A 15,845-nucleotide genomic window follows, 5' to 3' on the forward strand; every position below is an offset into this window, starting at 1 on the left:
GCGAAGGTCTCGCCCCGGGTGGAATATTCCGCAACTCGGGGGTAAATACCGCTCACCCACTGTCAACCCAAAAGCGACAGTCATTCAACTTTCAGGCGCTTTTTGAGCCGACCGGTAACCATTAACCTTCTTCTCAACGCCGGAGCCCTGCATCTCGCAGCCCCGCTCCCCTTCAGGAGAAGACCTTATGCTTACCCTTCGCAAAGCCTCGGACCGCGGCGCCGCCAACCATGGCTGGTTGAAGTCGTTCCACACGTTTTCCTTCGCCAACTACTGGAACCCAAAGGAACAGGGTTTTTCCGACCTGCTGGTGATCAATGACGACCGGGTCGCCGCCGGCAAGGGTTTCGGCCAGCACCCGCACCGCGACATGGAGATTTTCTCCTATGTGCTCGAAGGCGCCCTGGAACACAAGGACACCCTGGGCACCGGTTCGGTGATCCGTCCCGGCGATGTGCAATTGATGAGTGCCGGCAGCGGCGTGGCCCACAGCGAGTTCAACCACAGCTCGACCCGGCCGGTGCACTTCCTGCAGATCTGGATCGTGCCCCAGGTCAGCGGCGCCGAACCGCGTTATCAGCAGGAGCACTTCAGCGCGCAGCAAAAACGCGGACGCTTGCAGCTGATCATCTCCCCGGACGGGGCCGAGGGTTCGCTGCATGTGCGCCAGGACGCGCGGGTCTACGCCGGTCTGTTCGACGGCGCCGAAGCCGCCAGCCTGACCCTGGACGCCGAGCGCTACGCCTACATCCACGTGGCGCGCGGCAGTCTGACGGTCAATGGCCAGCGGTTGCAGGAAGGCGACGGCGCGCGGTTGCGCAATGAGCGGGAAATCCACCTCGACCAGGGCGAGGATGCCGAAGTCCTGGTATTCGACCTGCGACCTCAGGACCTGCCGCAATTGCCATGACCCACAGCAACCCGGCACGGGCGACGTCCCCTGCCGGGTTGCGTTGTGGCGTGGATCAGATCAGGCGCTGGATCTTCTGATGCTGCCAGACCCGTTTGTAGTAGGCGCTCTGCAACGCCAGCATGCACAGATAGGTCACCGGGAAAGCCATCCACACCCCCTCAAGGCCGAAGTGCGCGCTGAACAGATAGGCCGCCGGCACCTCGATCGCCAGAATGCAGAAAATCGAAATCGTCACCGGCATCAGCACCGTGCCGCTGGCGCGCATGATGCCGCCCACCACCGCCTGGAAGCCGAACACCAGCATGCTCCAGAGCATGATGTGCAACAGGTGCTGGGCCTGAGCCTGGGTTGCCGGGTCGGTGATGAACAGCCCAAGCAGCCAGTGGGACAACAAGTAACCCAGGAGCACCAGGCCGCCGGTCAGCCAGACGTTGATCAGCAACCCGGTGCGCAGGATCGGCCCGATACGTTCCAGGCGCCCGGCACCAATCGCCTGGGCGCCGAGGATCGAGGCGGTAATGGCAATCGACAGCGCCGGGAACTGCACGTAGTTGACGATCTGCGTCACCGCACCATAGGCCGCCGTGGCCTGGGAGCCGTGCTGGTTGACCAGGGCCAGGATCACCAGCTCCGACAGCGAGATCACCACCATCTGCAAGCCGGTCGGCAGGCCGATGCGCAGCACCTTGCCGAGGATGTTCAGGTCCAGGCGCATGGCCGCGAACAGCCCACGGTCCAGCGCCAGCACATGCCGCTTGCGGTTCAGGCGCCAGGCCAGGACCGCCATGGCCGCGATATTGCCCGCCAGGCCGGCCAACGCCGCACTCTGGATGCCCATGCTCGGCAGCCCCAGCCAGCCGCGAATCAGCGCCGGGGTCAGGAGCAGGCCGACGCAGGTCGACACCACCAGGGCCAGCAGCGGCGACAGCGTGTCACTGACCCCGCGCAGCAGTTGGGTGAACAGCACAAATACCAGCAGCAGCGGCATGGTCAGCATCATCACCCGGGCATAGGACACCGCGTCCTCCAGCACATCCGCCGGGGTGCCCAAGCCCTGCAAGGCTTCCCGGGCAAACAGGCTGCCCACCACCGCCGCCAGCAAGCCGATGATCGCCCCCAGCAACAGGGTCGCACCGGCAATCGCCTTGACCGTGCCCGGCTCCCGCGCGCCCCAGGCCTGGCCGATCAGCACGCCGGCCCCGGCGCCAAGGCCGATCACCAGGGCGATAAAGAAAAACACGATGGGGAACATCCCCGAGACCGCCGCCAAGGCCTGGGTGCCGAGCATCTGGCCGATGTAAATGCTGTTCAGGGTGCCCGACATCGATTGCAGGAAGTTGGACAGCACCATCGGCGCGAGAAACGCCAGGTAGATCTTCCATAGCGGGCGTTGTGTGGGGGTTTGCATGGAGGGGGCAGGTCTCGGCGGCAAATGAGGGGCAGGCAGGAAGATTCTACGTCATGGGCGGTCAAGGGGCGGGACGAAACAGCCGGCAGCGGCACGTCCAGGGGGACGGGCCACGGCTCGACTCAAGCCAGGCAGACGCGGCGCCTGGCGCAGCCCTCAGTGGTTATCCTGATACGCCGCCAGTGCCTGGCAAGTGCGACAGCGGAACAGGTAGGCCGTCGGGCCCTGGTGTTTATCCAGGGCATTGAAAAAACCTTCCCATTGCGGGCCGTTGGGCAGGCCGGTGGAATCCTGCACCGCGAGGATCGCTTCGGCCCCCAGTTCCAGCAGTTCGGCGTGACCGGCCTTGCCCAGAAACTGCGCACCGTCGCCGCAATGGGTCAGCCACTGCTCCTGCTGCCAGCCATTGAAGCCGGGGGTGCGCTGGCTGATTTCGTCCCGGACCTGTTCGTCGAGGTCATCGTCGTCGGGGCCGATGCTGTCTTCGTCGGTAAAGGTCACGGCGAATTTTTCATGGGCGCTGCCATCGGCAATGCACCAAGGGCAGAAGCTCTCTTCATACTCTTCCACCGCGTACACCGGGCCCACGTAGATCAAGCCTCGGGGCCGCTCACAACAGATGCAGCTGGCCTCGGACGGCTCGACGGAACCGCTGGCGACCGGGTCGGGGTGGTAATTGAAATGGGGCAGATTCATCTGGACAGCTCCTGGCTCAGGCGATTTCGCCCTGAAGCCTGCCATCAGTCGACGCAAGAGTCACTCGCCATCTTGTCCTGTACCGCTCACCGCGTTGTAGCTACCGCGCAGGCACGAGGCTGCGCTGACCGGCATGGGCGCCGTGTCGGGTCAGGTGCAGGTGCGGTGTTCCAGAGGACCAGCGCAGCCTGTGGCAGCGGCTACAAGGGTGGGTGGAGGTCGGTGAGGTAGGCGATGGCGTTGCGGTATTTTTCCAGGCGCTGGAAGTCTTTTTCGGTGGGGTTGTGCAGGCGCGCCAGGTCGCTGTTTTCGGCCAGGTCCGCCAGTTTTACCACCCGTGCGATGGGGTCGCGGCCGGCACGTTCGACGAACAGCGGGTAGTCTTCGCCCTCGCGCTTGGTCAGGGCGTCAATGGCTGCCAGCACCGCCTGACTGAAGCCCTGTTCGCGCAATTCGTCGAGGGTCACCGGGGTGTCTTCCACCACGTCGTGCAACACCGCGGCCATGCGTTCCTCAAGCGTCGAGACACGCATCATGACCTTGAGCGGATGCAGGATATAGGGCGAACCGCCCTTGTCGAACTGGCCCTCGTGGGCCTGGGCGGCAATGGCGATGGCTCGCTCCAGGGTGCTCATGGGCTGACCCTTGCTGCGCGGGGCCGATGGCCGTGGGTGAGTACTGTGCCGGTGTTGTTCATGGATACCTCCTGTGATCCGCGGTGCTCGATCTTAAGCGCCCCGAGCCGTCTGCCGCCATCAATTGCGTGCCAGGGCCAGCAACAGATCGCCTTTGGCGCCCGCAGTTCCACCTGCGACATAAATTGCCTGCCCGCCCTACCGGTGATCGGATCCGTCGAGCCGCCCACGCAAGGCTTGACCCTGATCAAGTGCCGCCCGCGCCACAGGCGTAAATGATCAGCAACCCTTTCACTTTTCAGAGACTCGACCATGCCCAGCACCTCAAGCCTGCGCCCTGCCCCGCTGTCATTTCCGGCCCAACAGGGCCAGCACTGGATCGATCGCCTGAACGACGGCAGCCCGGTGCTGATCCGTCCGTTGCGCGCCCAGGACCGCGAGCGTGAAAAAGCCTTTATCGAAAACCTCTCGCCGCTGACCCGGCATCAGCGCTTTCTGGGTGAAGTGAAGGAAGTCGACGGCCGCCTGCTGGACCAGTTGATGGATGTCGGCACCCGGGAGCGAGTGGCCTTTGTCGCGCTGGTCCACGACAACGGCAGCCTGCGGGAGATCGGCATCAGCCGTTATGCCCAGGCCGGGGATGGCGCGGATGTCTGCGAGATCGCGGTGACCGTGGCCGATGACTGGCAACAACGCGGCCTCGGCGCGCTGTTGTTGCAGCACCTGATCGACGAAGCCCGCAGCAATGGTTTCAAACACCTGTACTCGGTGGACAGCGCCGCCAACCGCAGCATCCGCGAGCTGACCAGCGCCCTGGGCTTCAGCCACAGGACCGACCCGGACGACGCCACCCAGGTGATCCACAGCCTGGACCTGTAAGCCCCTGGAACCAGGGGCGCGGCTCAATGGATGCTCAGGTGGCGCACTTCGCAGGTGTCGACATCGATATGGCACAGGCGCCCCTCGCGGTCGAACAGCAGCCAGTGGGAATCACCCATGCGCAGGTGGGCGATGCTCTGTTGCGGCCAGGTCAGGGTCGCCGCCAGGCGGTCGTCGCTGCGACTGATAAAGTGCCAGCGCTGCTCGTGCTCGCCGACCAGGTAATCGATCAATAGCCACTTCTGGCTGGCAAACACCTGGGGCGGATGAAACAGGTCTTCGCCTAGGCCCGGCAGGTACCAGCTCTTGCGACTGCCGCCCACGGCCAGCACCAGGGTCGACTCGGCGCTGTCGCCGTCCTTGATCGAGCCCTGCAACACATCCCCGGAGGCCGTCAGCACCTGGAACTGGCCGACCTCGGTCAGCGGCGGCACATCATCGCGACCCTGCAAGCGTCGCCCCGGCAACCGGTAATGCCAGCGCTCGCTGCCGCGCTCCCCGGCATCCAGCAACAGGTACTCGTGTTCGGCGTCGCCGTTGATCCCCAACAGGCTGCCCGGCAGGTCGCTGACGTGCCACAAGGTCTCGAACCCGCGATCGACATCCACCACCCGCACCTGGCGCTCGGCGCCTATGGTCCAGGCGCAGCCATCGAAACTTCGGGAAAAATGCTCCATCACCAGCACCCCGAGGTCGATCACCCGACGCTGCACCAGGTCCAGCTTGCTCACGCGCCACACCGCATCGCGCCGGGCCAGCACCAGGGCCACCTGCCGGCTATGGCCCAGCACAATGTGCCAGGCCGGGGCCGCCAGACTGAACAGGGGCGCGCCGTGGCGATCGACCACCAGCGTCCCGGCTTCGCCCAAGGCCAGCAGGTAGCGCTCATCGTCCAGCAGCACCGCATCGAAAATCACCCGGCTGCCGCTCTCCCCGGCCACCCATTCCAGGGTCGACAGGACCGAGTGCAGCGGTGTCGGTTTGGAGCGCTGCAACAGTTGGGTCGGCAGGTCAACGCGCAGCAGCTTGTCGCTGCTCAACTTGACCAGCAACTGCACCTGATGGGCGAGCAACGGGCCAAGGCCTTGCGCCACGTCGGCCAGCACTGCATGCACAATGGCCCCCGCCAGCCAGGCCAGGGAACCGCCATGGCTGCGGTGCTGCAACAGCGCCCGGACCAGCACCGCGCGCTCCTCGCAGCGCTGCGGGTCATCGCGCAGTTGCTGCACATAGCCGCGGTAGGTCTCCAGGGTGTCGGGCAGCAGGATCGCGCGCTTGACCAGGGCCGCTGCCGCCAGCCCGCCACCGGCGGCTTCGGCATCGAGCAACCAGCGGGCTGCGCGCTCCCGTTCATCCGGCAGGTTCCAGATCACCTCCACCGCCTGCAACCACAGGCCCTTGCTGGTCAGCGCCTCGGCCCATTCCAGGCGCAGTTTGTTGGCGATTTCCGGCCATTTGCCCTGAAGCATCAACACCGCTTCGTTGAAGGCATCGTCCCGGCGCGCCACCTGCAATGCCCGTGGCCAGTCATCGGCCAGGCACAGCAGGCGCACGATCAGTGGCGCCGACATGTCCCAGGCCAGGGCCAGTTCGGCGGCCTGGGTAAAGCGCTGGTGGCGCTCCAGGTAATCCAGGGCCTCCTGGCGGGCGTGCAGCAGCTCGGCGAGCACGAACACCGCCTCTTCGATCCGCCCTTCCCGATCCAGGCGGGTAAAACTTTGCCGATACAGCTGCCGCAGATGGGCTTGCATGTCATCGGGAAACAACATCGCCCGACTCGCCCCACGGGCCTCCCCGAGCTTGAGTTCCTGGCGCCGTTCGGGGGTGCCGAAAGCCTGCTCGCCGGAGGGCTCGCCCCCCAGGGGGATCGCGTGACGCAGGGCTTCTTGCAAGTCGCCGCGCTCGAACATGTCGAGCATGCGCCGCAGATAGGCCGCCTGGCGCTTGCCGTACAGATCCCGCAGGCGCGAGCCTAGGGTCAGGCGGCTCAGCCAGCGCCGCCACTGGGCCGGTTTGGCGCGCCCGGCCTGGGCCCGCTGACGGATGCCCGGGGCGGCCGGCGCGGCGGCACTGGCCGGCGCCGACGGCGCCCAGCCCTGGCTGTTACGCCGCAGCAGCTTGCCCAGCAGCGCGAGCAGGGCGGTGAACAGGATGGCACTGAGCACCAGGGCCAGGATCCAGCCGCCGAAATCGCCCGCCGACTTCAGCGGCTCCGGACTCGCCGCGCTCGGCAGGCTGCTGGCCCGATCGCGGATCCAGGGCTTGAGCCACGCCAACAGCCCCGCCAGGACCAGGCCCGCCAGCAGCAGTTTTTCCCAGAACCCACCGATGCCGCCGATACCGCTGCCCGTCCGCGCCCCAGGGCTGGCACCGGTGTTCGCGGGGCTCGCGGGAGCCTGCCGCCCCTCGCGCTGTTGTTGCTGCTGGCGCTCGATCATCGCCTGCATCACCGCGGCGCGCTCCGGGTCCGGCGCCGCCAGCGCAGGCCCGAGCACCTGCCGCAGGTCGGCTTCCACGGCGATGGGCTGCAACACCGGGGCCGGCAGCGCGACCACACAATCGAAGGTGTCGAGCAGCGGGTAGTCACCGACCTCCAGCCAGCGCCCGGGTTCGATCAACTGCCCGTCGCCAAGGTGCAAGGTCAGGACCTGGCTGCCGCGCACCAGCCACAGGTCGGCCGCCGGCAGCCGAGCGATTTCCCCGGCATCCAGCTGCGCCGAACACAGGGCCCGGCCGTGACGAATCAGGGGCCAGCCCAGCAATGCCTCGCACAGCACCGATTGGGGGGCGGCAAAGCGCAGCAGATCGCCCTGGGCAAAGCGGTAGAGCCGCGCCCCGGCCTGCCAGTGGCTGAGGATCAGGCGCCGACGCTCGGGTTCCGGGCAGCGTTCGGCACTGAACCACAGGCCTTCGATGCGCTGCCGGCCACGCAACAGCGGATGGCGTATCGGCTCCAGGCCTGGCTCATGCATGGGCTGCATCCTTCTCGGGCGCCAGGTTACAGAACAGCTGCAGGCGCATTTTGCGCTGGCGCACCGAGTACACCAGCAGCTCGCGGGCGCCGGTCAGTACCGCGAGCAACCCGCTGATCGGGCAGAAACTGCTTTTGACCACCGGGTGGCTGGTGCTGAACAGCACCTCCTGGCGGCCCTCGAAGTACAGGGCAAAGGTCTGCTGGTCGGGGCCCATCAGCAGCATCGAACAGCTCTCGTCCTTGCGCACCAGGCCCAGCCCACGCCAGCCCGGGGCCAGGCTGCTCTGCTCGTGCGGGGCCGGGTAACTGGCCGGGGTCAGCAGGCGCCAGCTTTCACTGCCCTTGTTCACCGTCAGCAAGGCACAGGCCCCGAAGCCGTGGCGCCAGGCGAAACCGGCGGCGATCAGCACCTGGCTGACGCCCTCGGCAGCGCCCACCACGAAGCGGTCAAGCCCGCCGCCATTGACCCCGGCGGTGTGGGCCTGCAACTGGCCACGCTCATTGCGGACATACACCAGGGTTTCGTGCTCGACCTTGGCCATGCCCAGCACCCGGTCGGCGAGGAAATGGGTCTTGCCCAGCTCTTGATCGGCGCGCAGCGGGTAGACCCGCATGGTCCAGAACGCCAAATGGCCTTGGGTATCGAGCAGGTACAGACGCCCGGCGTCGCGGCTGCGCAGCCAGGCGGTGGGCAGCAGGCTGGCGGTGCCCGGCGGGATCTTCAGCTGCTCGATACCCGGCCGTGGCACATTCACCAGCCCGGACATTTTCCAGAACACCAACTGCTGCTCATCGCTGAGCACCGCGCCAAAGGTGCGACTGAGAAAGGCCATGCTCAGCGGGCTGCGACCGGCCGCCCAGAGGTGGCGACGGATCTCGATTTTCTTCTTCTGCTGCTCGGTGGGCAGCTTGATCACCACTGCGCCGGGCTGGCCCAGCAGCGCCAGGGCCACATAGTTGCCGGCACTGGAGATCACCGGTGGCAGGGTCAGGGCCACCCGTGGCGCGGCCTCGTCATGACGCACCGGGGCGGCTTGCACGCTGTCGAATTCGCCCCGCAGCAAACCCATGGCTGCTGCGTTGTCGGGCATTGGCAACTGCAACCGGGCACGCCCGGAACCCAGCACCTCGAAACTCAGGGCGCTGCCATCCAGGTCCCGCTGCACCTGTACCCGGTGGCTGCACAGCGGGTCGTTGGCGTCGATTGGCAGGCGTTGCCCCACCGCCCAGCATTCGCCCGCCGCCAGCTCCTGCTGCCCCAGCCATTCCCTCCAGGCCTGCCAGTGCGCGGCGCTGACGCAGGCAAACACCCGCTGGTCCAGCAGGCGCTTGATCTGCGCCACCGAGTCCAGCTCGTACAGGCGCGGCGTGGCTTGCAGGATGCCCCAGCGAAACTGCGCGCCGGCTTCCCGCGCCCGACGCGCCAGGAGGATCAGCAGTGCCACATGCACCAGGCGCGAGGCACCCAGTTGCAATGGACCGGCATCAAACAGCACCACAATCAGCGCATTGGCCTGATGCGCGCGGTACTGCGGGGCGACAAACAGATGCTCGCCACCGGCGGCCCGCCGCAGAAACTCATCGGGCACTTCCTCCGCCAGCAGCCATTCGCTGGACAACAGCCGCTCGTAGGGCCCTCGGCGTTGCAAGTCGCCCAGGCCGTCGGGCTCGGGCACACCATTTTGCTGGCGACCACGCAACGGCCCGAGCACCGAGTTGATCCGTCCCAGCAAATCGGCGAACCCGGGCAGCAGTTCGGGAGCGAACCAGCCTAGCCATTCGCTCCAGGGTTCCAGCGCTTGAGGTAATTGCATGTCAGGGCTCCGCCCAGTAGGCGGCGATTCGCGCCAGGTGTTGCGCGCTGACCGGCAGTTGTCGGTGCCGGGGGATCAGCGCCTTCGGCTGGTGCCAGAGCAGCAGCGGCGTCGATGAACAACGCGCCAGCAACGCCTGAGCCAGCAACGCTGGCGGCACGTCGGGCTGGTAGTGGGTCGGCAGCCAGAGCTGCGGAGCCTCAGGGTCGGGCGCGGCGTATTGCAAGCCTTCGATCCACGGCAGATCGGCCTCTTCGCCCAGCACCAGCAGTACCTGGGCATTGGCCGTCGCTTGCAGCCGCGCGGCCTGGGGGGCCGGCAGCTGTTGCAGTCGGGCGTGCAGGCGCCGGGCGACATCGCCCCAGGCCACCGCCGCGCGGGCGACAACCGGCTCGGCCCGGGGCTGCCAGTTCCAGCTCAATCCAGGCGCTTGCGTCATGCGCCGCCAGACAACTGGCTGGCCAATTGGCCCCGCAGGCCTTGCAACGGCTCGGGCAAGGTGGCGCTGTCGAAATTGGCGTCGATTTCCCGCAGCAGGCTTTCCACGGCGGCGTGATCGGCCAGCGGGCGCTGCAACAGTTCGAGGGCGGTTTCCTGCAGACGATTGACCCGCGACAGCGGCTGCAAGGTCGCCTCCTCCACCGCGCTGAACAGATGGCTGTTGCTCGACGCGGCAAACAGCTCGCGCAGCACTTCGCGCCCGCGTTGCTGGGTTTCCTGGGTCGGCAGCACGTAGAGCAGCGGCCACAGGTCGGCGTCGGTGGCCTGGGTGCGGCGGCTCAACAGCGCGGCGGCGGCGATCAGGCGCTGGGACTTGACGATGCGCCGGTCGGACAGGGCAATGCCCGCTTCGCGCAGACGGCGGATGGCCGTGGCCAGCAGTGGCCGCGCCTGGTCGAGGTCGACGCTTTTCAGCGCCTGGCTCAGGGTGTCGAGCTGGCTCAGCCCCAGTAATTGCTGAACCGGACGCTGCTCGGACTGCCAACCGCCGCTGAGCATGGCTTCGAGCTGGTTGTCCGGCACCGATTCGACAAACAGGTGCAGCAGGAAGCGGTCGCCGAACGCGGCCAGGGCCTCGTCGTCCGGCAGGCCGTTGGCGGCGCCGACACAGACCCGCAACGGGCACTGGATCTGGGTGTGGCCACGGCGGAAACGCCGCTCGTTGAGCACCCCGAGCAGGGTGTTGAGAATGGCCGTGGAGCCGAGGAACACCTCATCAAGAAACACGATATCGGCCTCGGGCAGCATGCCGCTGACATCGGTCTCGACCGTACCTTCACGCAGTTTTTTCAGGTCGACCGCGCCAAACAGCTCCGAAGGCTCGGTGAACCGGCCCAGCAGGTATTCGAAGTAGCGCCCGCCCATGGACTGGGCGACACGCCGCACCACGGCGCTTTTCGCAGTGCCCGGCGGGCCGATCACCAGCAGGTGCTCCTGGGCGACGGCGGCCAGCACAATCAGCTCGGCCAGTTGCTCACGGCCTACCAGGCCTTCAGTGGCGACCCGGACCGCGCTTCGAACCTGCGCCGCGGCGCTCTGCAATGAGGCGATCATCACTGTCTTCCCTGAAATCAAAGCGCAGGATTCTGCCTGATCCGCCCCTGATCGCAAAGCGCGCATTGCGCCGGGGCGTCGGGCGGCGCCTTATTCCAGATGGGCCCAGGTCATGCGGAACGAGGCACCGCCCCACTCCGAATCACCGACTTCGACATGCCCGCCATGGGATTGCGAGACCCGCCGCACCAGAGCCAGGCCCAGGCCAAAGCCGCCGGTGCGCCGATCGCGGCTGGCATCGAGGCGGGAAAAGGGTTCAAAGACCTTCTCCCGCCCGTCGATCGGCACCCCGGGCCCGTCGTCGTTGACCCGCACTTCATAACCGTCGCCCTGGCGCACCAGCGACACCTCGACCCGCTGTTCGGCATAGCGAATCGCGTTGCGCAGCAGGTTGATCACGGCCCGCGCCATAAACCGTGGCTCGATGCGGATCGAATCGACCTGGCAGGTGCGAACCCGCAGTTGCACCCCGGCCGCCTCGGCCTCCAGGGCAACACTGCCCACCACACTGTCGAGCCAACTGTGGGCCTGGATATCTTCGCGCTTGATCACCGTGGCCCCGCGTTCGAGGCTGGCATAGGTCAGCAGCTCGGAAACCATTTCCTCCAGCTCGCCGAGGTCCGAGTACATATCGGCGATCAGCTCGCGGTTTTCCCGGGGGTCGGGTTGCTGCCGGAGCTGGTCGAGTTCAAAGGACAACCGGGCAATCGGCGTGCGCAGCTCGTGGGACACCGCGTTGGTCAGCTCGCGCTGGTTGGCGATCAGGCCCTCGATGCGCCCGGCCATGCGGTTGAAGTGCTCGGCCAGGTCACGGATGTTCGAGCGCCGCGACAGGTGCAGGCGCGTGCCCAGGTCGTTGTTGCCAAAACGCTCGGCGGCCAGCCGCAGCTGCTCCAGGTCCCGCCAGTGCGGGCGCACCCAGAAGTACAGGACGATGCCCACCAACGCGCCGAGCAAGGCATAGGCGGCGATGGTGTAGAGGATGGTCAGCGAGGGTTCTTCCGGCAGCTTGATGCTCAGCAGCTGCGGGCCGCCGTCGATGTTGGCGATGAACTCGGTGAAGGTCTGGCGCACCACCAGCTGGTTGCTGTCCAGCAGCGCCTGCTCCCGGGCGCTGAGGCCCAGTTCAGCGGCCTGCACCAGCTTCAATTGCAAGCCATAGTGCGGCTTGAGCTGTTCCAGTTGCTGCTCGCGCCCCTGGCTGTCGTAGGGCCGCAGTTTCTCCGTCAGGCTGTAGGCCGGGCCGCGTACCGCATCACGGTTATAGGCTTCCAGCGGGTCACTGAGCACCGTGGTGAAGATATGGTCGACCGCCGTGATGGCCCCGGCAAAACCAATGGCCAGGACAATGTACAAGCCCAGGAAAAGCCGCAGCATCTAAAGCTCCCACGCGAACGGATTGAACAGATAGCCCTTGCCCCAGATGGTCTTGATGCACAGCGGCTCGCGCGGGTTGTCCTTGAGCTTGGCCCGCAGCTTGCTGATATAGACGTCGACGCTGCGGTTGAGGCCGTCGAAGGCGATCCCGCGCATGCGGTTGAGAATGTCGTCCCGCGACAGGATCTTGCCCGCCGAGCTGGCCAGCAGCCACAGCAGTTCGAACTCCATGGTGGTCAGCTCGATCCCTTCGCCTTCAAGGCGCACTTCGCGGCAACTGCGATCGATGCTCAGGCTGCCGAACTCCAAGTTGCCGCGCGCCGGCGCCTCGGGCACCTGGCGCCGTTGCAGGGCGCGCAGGCGAGCCAGCAGCACCGGCGGCTTGATCGGCTTGATCACATAATCGTCGGCGCCGGACTCCAGACCCAGGATGTGGTCCAGGTCATCTTCCTTGGCGGTGAGGATCACGATCGGGGTGTCGGACACCGCGCGGATTTCCCGGCACACGTGCAGCCCGCTCTGCCCCGGCAGCATCAGGTCGAGGACGACGATTTTCGGCTTGAACTCAAGGAACGCGGCCAGCGCCACGTCGCCGCGATGCACGGTGCGGACTTCAAATCCGTGCTGGCAAAGGAAGTGCGCGATCAGCCCGGCGAGCTTTTCGTCATCCTCCACCAGCAATACTTTGCCAAGACCCAGGTTATCCATAAGTACCCGTCTGCGACCCGCCCATTTTCAGTGCGCGCATTATAGGGCCCAACAGGTGAATCCACGGCTACGCCAATACGCAAAAACCGGCCATTGCGGCCGGCTTTGCGCGAACTTTCATTCTTTTAAGAGTTTTTTACAATTTGCCTGTTTTTTTACACGGACCCGATCCGTTTTACAGAGTAGGCACGCCGCTGTGGAAGCGGAACTCGACGTCCGGCGACTCGATCAGTTCCTGCTCCGCCGCGCGCACCCGCTCGATGACCTGGGCGATGTCCTTGGCGTCACCGTACTGGTAGGCCAGCTTCAGGTAACCCTGGAAGTGCCGGGCCTCGCTCTTGAGCAGGCCGAAATAGAACGTGCCCAACTCTTCGTCCAGGTGCGGCACCAGGGCCTCGAAACGCTCGCAGCTGCGAGCTTCGATAAAGGCCCCGACCACCAGGGTGTCCACCAGCTTTACCGGCTCGTGGCTGCGCACCACCTTGCGCAGGCCCGAGGCATAACGCCCGGCCGACAGCTGGCGCAGCTCGATCTTGCGCTTTTTCATCAGGCGCATGACCTGCTCGTGGTGCACCAGCTCTTCACGCGCCAGGCGCGACATCAGGTTGATCAGGTCGACATGGGAGTGGTACTTGGCGATCAGGCTCAGGGCGGTGCTGGCGGCCTTGAACTCGCAGTTCTTGTGGTCGATGAGCAGGGTTTCCTGATCCGCCAGCGCGGCCTGGACCCAGCCATCCGGGGTGCGGCAGCCGAGGAACTCGTGAATTTCCGGCAGACTCATAGCTGCATTTCCAGCGGGGCAAAGGACTCACAAGGCAGGGCGGCGGCAATATCACGGGTCAATAACATGAGGCTCACGGACAAAAGGTTCACGGCGAAGGGCGCCGATTATACCGGCCGCGCCACAGACCACCAGTCGCGCCGCTTGATGTGCATCAACATCCTGCCCGGTGCGCAGCAACTATAGTTGTGCAGGCACGCCCTCATCCCTTCTGGAGATCCCGACATGCAAGCCATCCGCAGCATCCTGGTGGTTATCGAGCCCGAGCATTCCGAAAGCCTCGCGCTCAAGCGCGCCAAGCTGATCGCCGGGGTGACCCAGGCCCACCTGCACCTGCTGGTCTGCGATAAAAAGCACGAGCATTCGGCGCTGCTCAGCGTGCTCAAGAGCAGCCTGTCGAGCGAGGGCTACAGCGTGACCACCGAGCAGGCCTGGAATGACAGCCTGCACCAGACCATCATCGACGTGCAGCAGGCCGAGGGCTGTGGCCTGGTGATCAAGCAGCACTTTGCCGACAACCCGCTGAAAAAGGCCCTGCTCACCCCTGCCGACTGGAAGCTTCTGCGCTACTGCCCGACCCCGGTGCTGCTGGTCAAGACCTCCAAGCCCTGGGCCGGCCAGGTGATCCTGGCGGCCATCGACGTCGGCAACACCGACGGCGAACACCGCGCCCTGCACAACAGCATCGTCGACCACGGCTTCGACATCGCCAGCCTGGCCAAGGCCCGGCTGCATGTGATCAGCGCCCACCCCTCGCCCATGCTGTCGGCGGCCGACCCGGTGTTCCAACTCAAGGAAACCATCGAGGCGCGCTACCGCGAGCAGTGCAAGGCGTTCCAGGCCGAATTCGACATCGACGACGCGCACCTGCATATCGAAGAAGGCCCGGCGGATGTGCTGATCCCCCACACCGCCCACCAGTTGCAGGCGGCGGTGACCATCATCGGCACCGTGGCACGCACCGGGCTGTCGGGCGCCCTGATCGGCAATACCGCGGAAGTGGTGCTCGATTCCCTGGAAAGCGACGTGCTGGTGCTCAAGCCGCAGGAAATGATGGACCACCTGGAGGAGTTGGCGGCCAAGGGCTGAAAAGCCTGTTAGCGCGGGCATTGCGCTCTTGTGGCGAGGGAGCTCGCTCCCGCACGGGCGCGCAGCGGCCGTAAATGAGGGCGCGGCGGTGGGTCAGGCAGCTTGACGTGACAGGGTTGGGGCCTGTTGCACAGGCCAGCGGGAGCAAGCTCCCTCGCCACAGCAAATCCCCTCGCCACAGGTGTTCACTCAGGCGCCAAATGCGTCCTTGAGAAACCCCGGCGCGATGTAGCGCTGGTAGTGGGCTTCCGACAACAGGAAGAATTCCCGATCAATGGCATCGCGCAGTTCCGGCAGGCTCCAGTCGCGGAACTCCGGCAGCAACACCATCCCGTAGGCATCCAGCTGGCTGATGACCCGCGCCCCACGGGCGATCAACTGGTAGGCCCAGCAGTATTGCGACTGGTGCGGCACAAAGCGGATCTTGCGCGCCTCCAGCTGCCCGCGCAGGCGCTGGGCGTCGAAAATCTCCAGTTTGCCGGCCATCACCTGCACCAGCAGCTGTTCCAGACGCAGCCACACCGCGCGTTTTTCTTCCTCGTTGTAGCCATTCCAGTGAATCACTTCATGGTGGAAGCGCTTGCAGCCACGGCACACCAAATCACCGTAGACAGTGGAGCAGAGGCCGACGCAGGGAGTCTTGATAGTCTGATTGGGCATAGGTAGGGAGTACGCGGAAAAGCAAAACAGGAGCGCATGTTAGCCCTTTGTCTAACATTGATCACCCCTCAAACTTCGGGGCCTAACTTACCTTTAAATTTTTTTTCCCGTAGAATCAGCCAGCCTTTTTAGGCGCCAATGTCCGTTTGAAGCTGTTTTCAAAGCGTCACGAGCACAGTCGTTCCTTCAGAACGGTGTTGGCGAAGGGTTTTTCCAGCGGGGAAAAGCCCAACGCCAACCCTCATCAGCTCCCCGTTCTGCAGGCGTAAAACTTTGAAAGCAGCTTCTGTAAGGAATTGTCGGTAATTCTGGCTAAGTGGCCCACAACGCCACGCAGCGCATGAGTACGGCAATTTC

At 65.4% G+C, this 15,845-nt stretch carries 14 protein-coding genes; 3 read left to right on the forward strand and 11 right to left on the reverse strand.

The genetic code is table 11. The features are described 5' to 3' along the window. The first annotated feature begins 187 nt into the window (after nucleotides 1–187). On the forward strand, nucleotides 188–910 hold the full coding sequence (locus MF4836_RS18045) for a pirin family protein (RefSeq protein ID WP_078471410.1): 723 nt from the start codon (nucleotides 188–190) through the stop codon (nucleotides 908–910). Between the two features lie 55 nt (nucleotides 911–965). On the opposite strand, the gene MF4836_RS18050 is transcribed toward MF4836_RS18045, so the two are convergent. From MF4836_RS18050 to MF4836_RS18060, 3 genes are all read right to left on the reverse strand, one after another. Beyond that, on the reverse strand, nucleotides 966–2,321 hold the full coding sequence (locus tag MF4836_RS18050; RefSeq protein WP_078471411.1) for an MATE family efflux transporter: 1,356 nt from the start codon (nucleotides 2,319–2,321) through the stop codon (nucleotides 966–968). Nucleotides 2,322–2,477: 156 nt separating this feature from the next. Then, complete coding sequence (locus MF4836_RS18055) at nucleotides 2,478–3,017, reverse strand: CbrC family protein (protein WP_078471412.1); 540 nt, start codon at nucleotides 3,015–3,017, stop codon at nucleotides 2,478–2,480. Between the two features lie 200 nt (nucleotides 3,018–3,217). Continuing rightward, nucleotides 3,218–3,652, reverse strand: coding sequence for an HD domain-containing protein (locus MF4836_RS18060; protein WP_078471413.1), 435 nt, complete (start codon nucleotides 3,650–3,652; stop codon nucleotides 3,218–3,220). A 312-nt stretch (nucleotides 3,653–3,964) separates the two neighbouring features. Between MF4836_RS18060 and MF4836_RS18070 the strand changes: the two genes are divergently transcribed. Further along, on the forward strand, nucleotides 3,965–4,531 hold the full coding sequence (locus MF4836_RS18070) for a GNAT family N-acetyltransferase (RefSeq protein ID WP_078471415.1): 567 nt from the start codon (nucleotides 3,965–3,967) through the stop codon (nucleotides 4,529–4,531). Between the two features lie 23 nt (nucleotides 4,532–4,554). On the opposite strand, the gene MF4836_RS18075 is transcribed toward MF4836_RS18070, so the two are convergent. The 7 genes from MF4836_RS18075 to MF4836_RS18105 form a co-directional block, all read right to left on the reverse strand. Next, nucleotides 4,555–7,503: a bpX6 domain-containing protein gene (locus MF4836_RS18075; protein ID WP_078471416.1), complete on the reverse strand. Its 2,949-nt coding sequence runs from the start codon at nucleotides 7,501–7,503 to the stop codon at nucleotides 4,555–4,557. After that, nucleotides 7,496–9,319: a hypothetical protein gene (locus MF4836_RS18080; protein ID WP_078471417.1), complete on the reverse strand. Its 1,824-nt coding sequence runs from the start codon at nucleotides 9,317–9,319 to the stop codon at nucleotides 7,496–7,498. The genes MF4836_RS18075 and MF4836_RS18080 overlap by 8 nt, the downstream gene beginning before the upstream one ends. 1 nt (nucleotide 9,320) lies before the next feature. Continuing rightward, nucleotides 9,321–9,758, reverse strand: a complete 438-nt coding sequence (locus tag MF4836_RS18085; protein WP_078471418.1) for a bpX5 domain-containing protein — start codon at nucleotides 9,756–9,758, stop codon at nucleotides 9,321–9,323. After that, the gene (locus tag MF4836_RS18090; protein WP_078471419.1) at nucleotides 9,755–10,873 is read right to left on the reverse strand and encodes an AAA family ATPase; all 1,119 of its coding nucleotides are present in this window, start codon (nucleotides 10,871–10,873) and stop codon (nucleotides 9,755–9,757) included. Before MF4836_RS18090 ends, MF4836_RS18085 begins: the two co-directional genes overlap by 4 nt. Nucleotides 10,874–10,963: 90 nt before the next feature. Next, the gene (locus MF4836_RS18095) at nucleotides 10,964–12,250 is read right to left on the reverse strand and encodes an ATP-binding protein (RefSeq protein WP_078471420.1); all 1,287 of its coding nucleotides are present in this window, start codon (nucleotides 12,248–12,250) and stop codon (nucleotides 10,964–10,966) included. Beyond that, complete coding sequence (locus MF4836_RS18100; protein WP_078471421.1) at nucleotides 12,251–12,958, reverse strand: winged helix-turn-helix domain-containing protein; 708 nt, start codon at nucleotides 12,956–12,958, stop codon at nucleotides 12,251–12,253. A gap of 175 nt (nucleotides 12,959–13,133) precedes the next feature. Continuing rightward, on the reverse strand, nucleotides 13,134–13,739 hold the full coding sequence (locus MF4836_RS18105; protein WP_078471422.1) for a tRNA-(ms[2]io[6]A)-hydroxylase: 606 nt from the start codon (nucleotides 13,737–13,739) through the stop codon (nucleotides 13,134–13,136). Nucleotides 13,740–13,964: 225 nt separating this feature from the next. Here MF4836_RS18105 and MF4836_RS18110 point away from each other — a divergent pair, with 225 nt between their 5' ends. Next, entirely contained in the window at nucleotides 13,965–14,828 is an 864-nt protein-coding gene (locus MF4836_RS18110) for a universal stress protein (RefSeq protein WP_078471423.1), read from the forward strand. A gap of 189 nt (nucleotides 14,829–15,017) precedes the next feature. Here MF4836_RS18110 and MF4836_RS18115 read toward each other — a convergent pair whose 3' ends face one another. Continuing rightward, nucleotides 15,018–15,488: a DUF1289 domain-containing protein gene (locus tag MF4836_RS18115; protein ID WP_078471424.1), complete on the reverse strand. Its 471-nt coding sequence runs from the start codon at nucleotides 15,486–15,488 to the stop codon at nucleotides 15,018–15,020. Nucleotides 15,489–15,845: the final 357 nt, after the last annotated feature.

The sequence above is a fragment of the Pseudomonas sp. MF4836 genome, from assembly GCF_002018875.1.
Taxonomy (GTDB): Bacteria; Pseudomonadota; Gammaproteobacteria; order Pseudomonadales; family Pseudomonadaceae; genus Aquipseudomonas.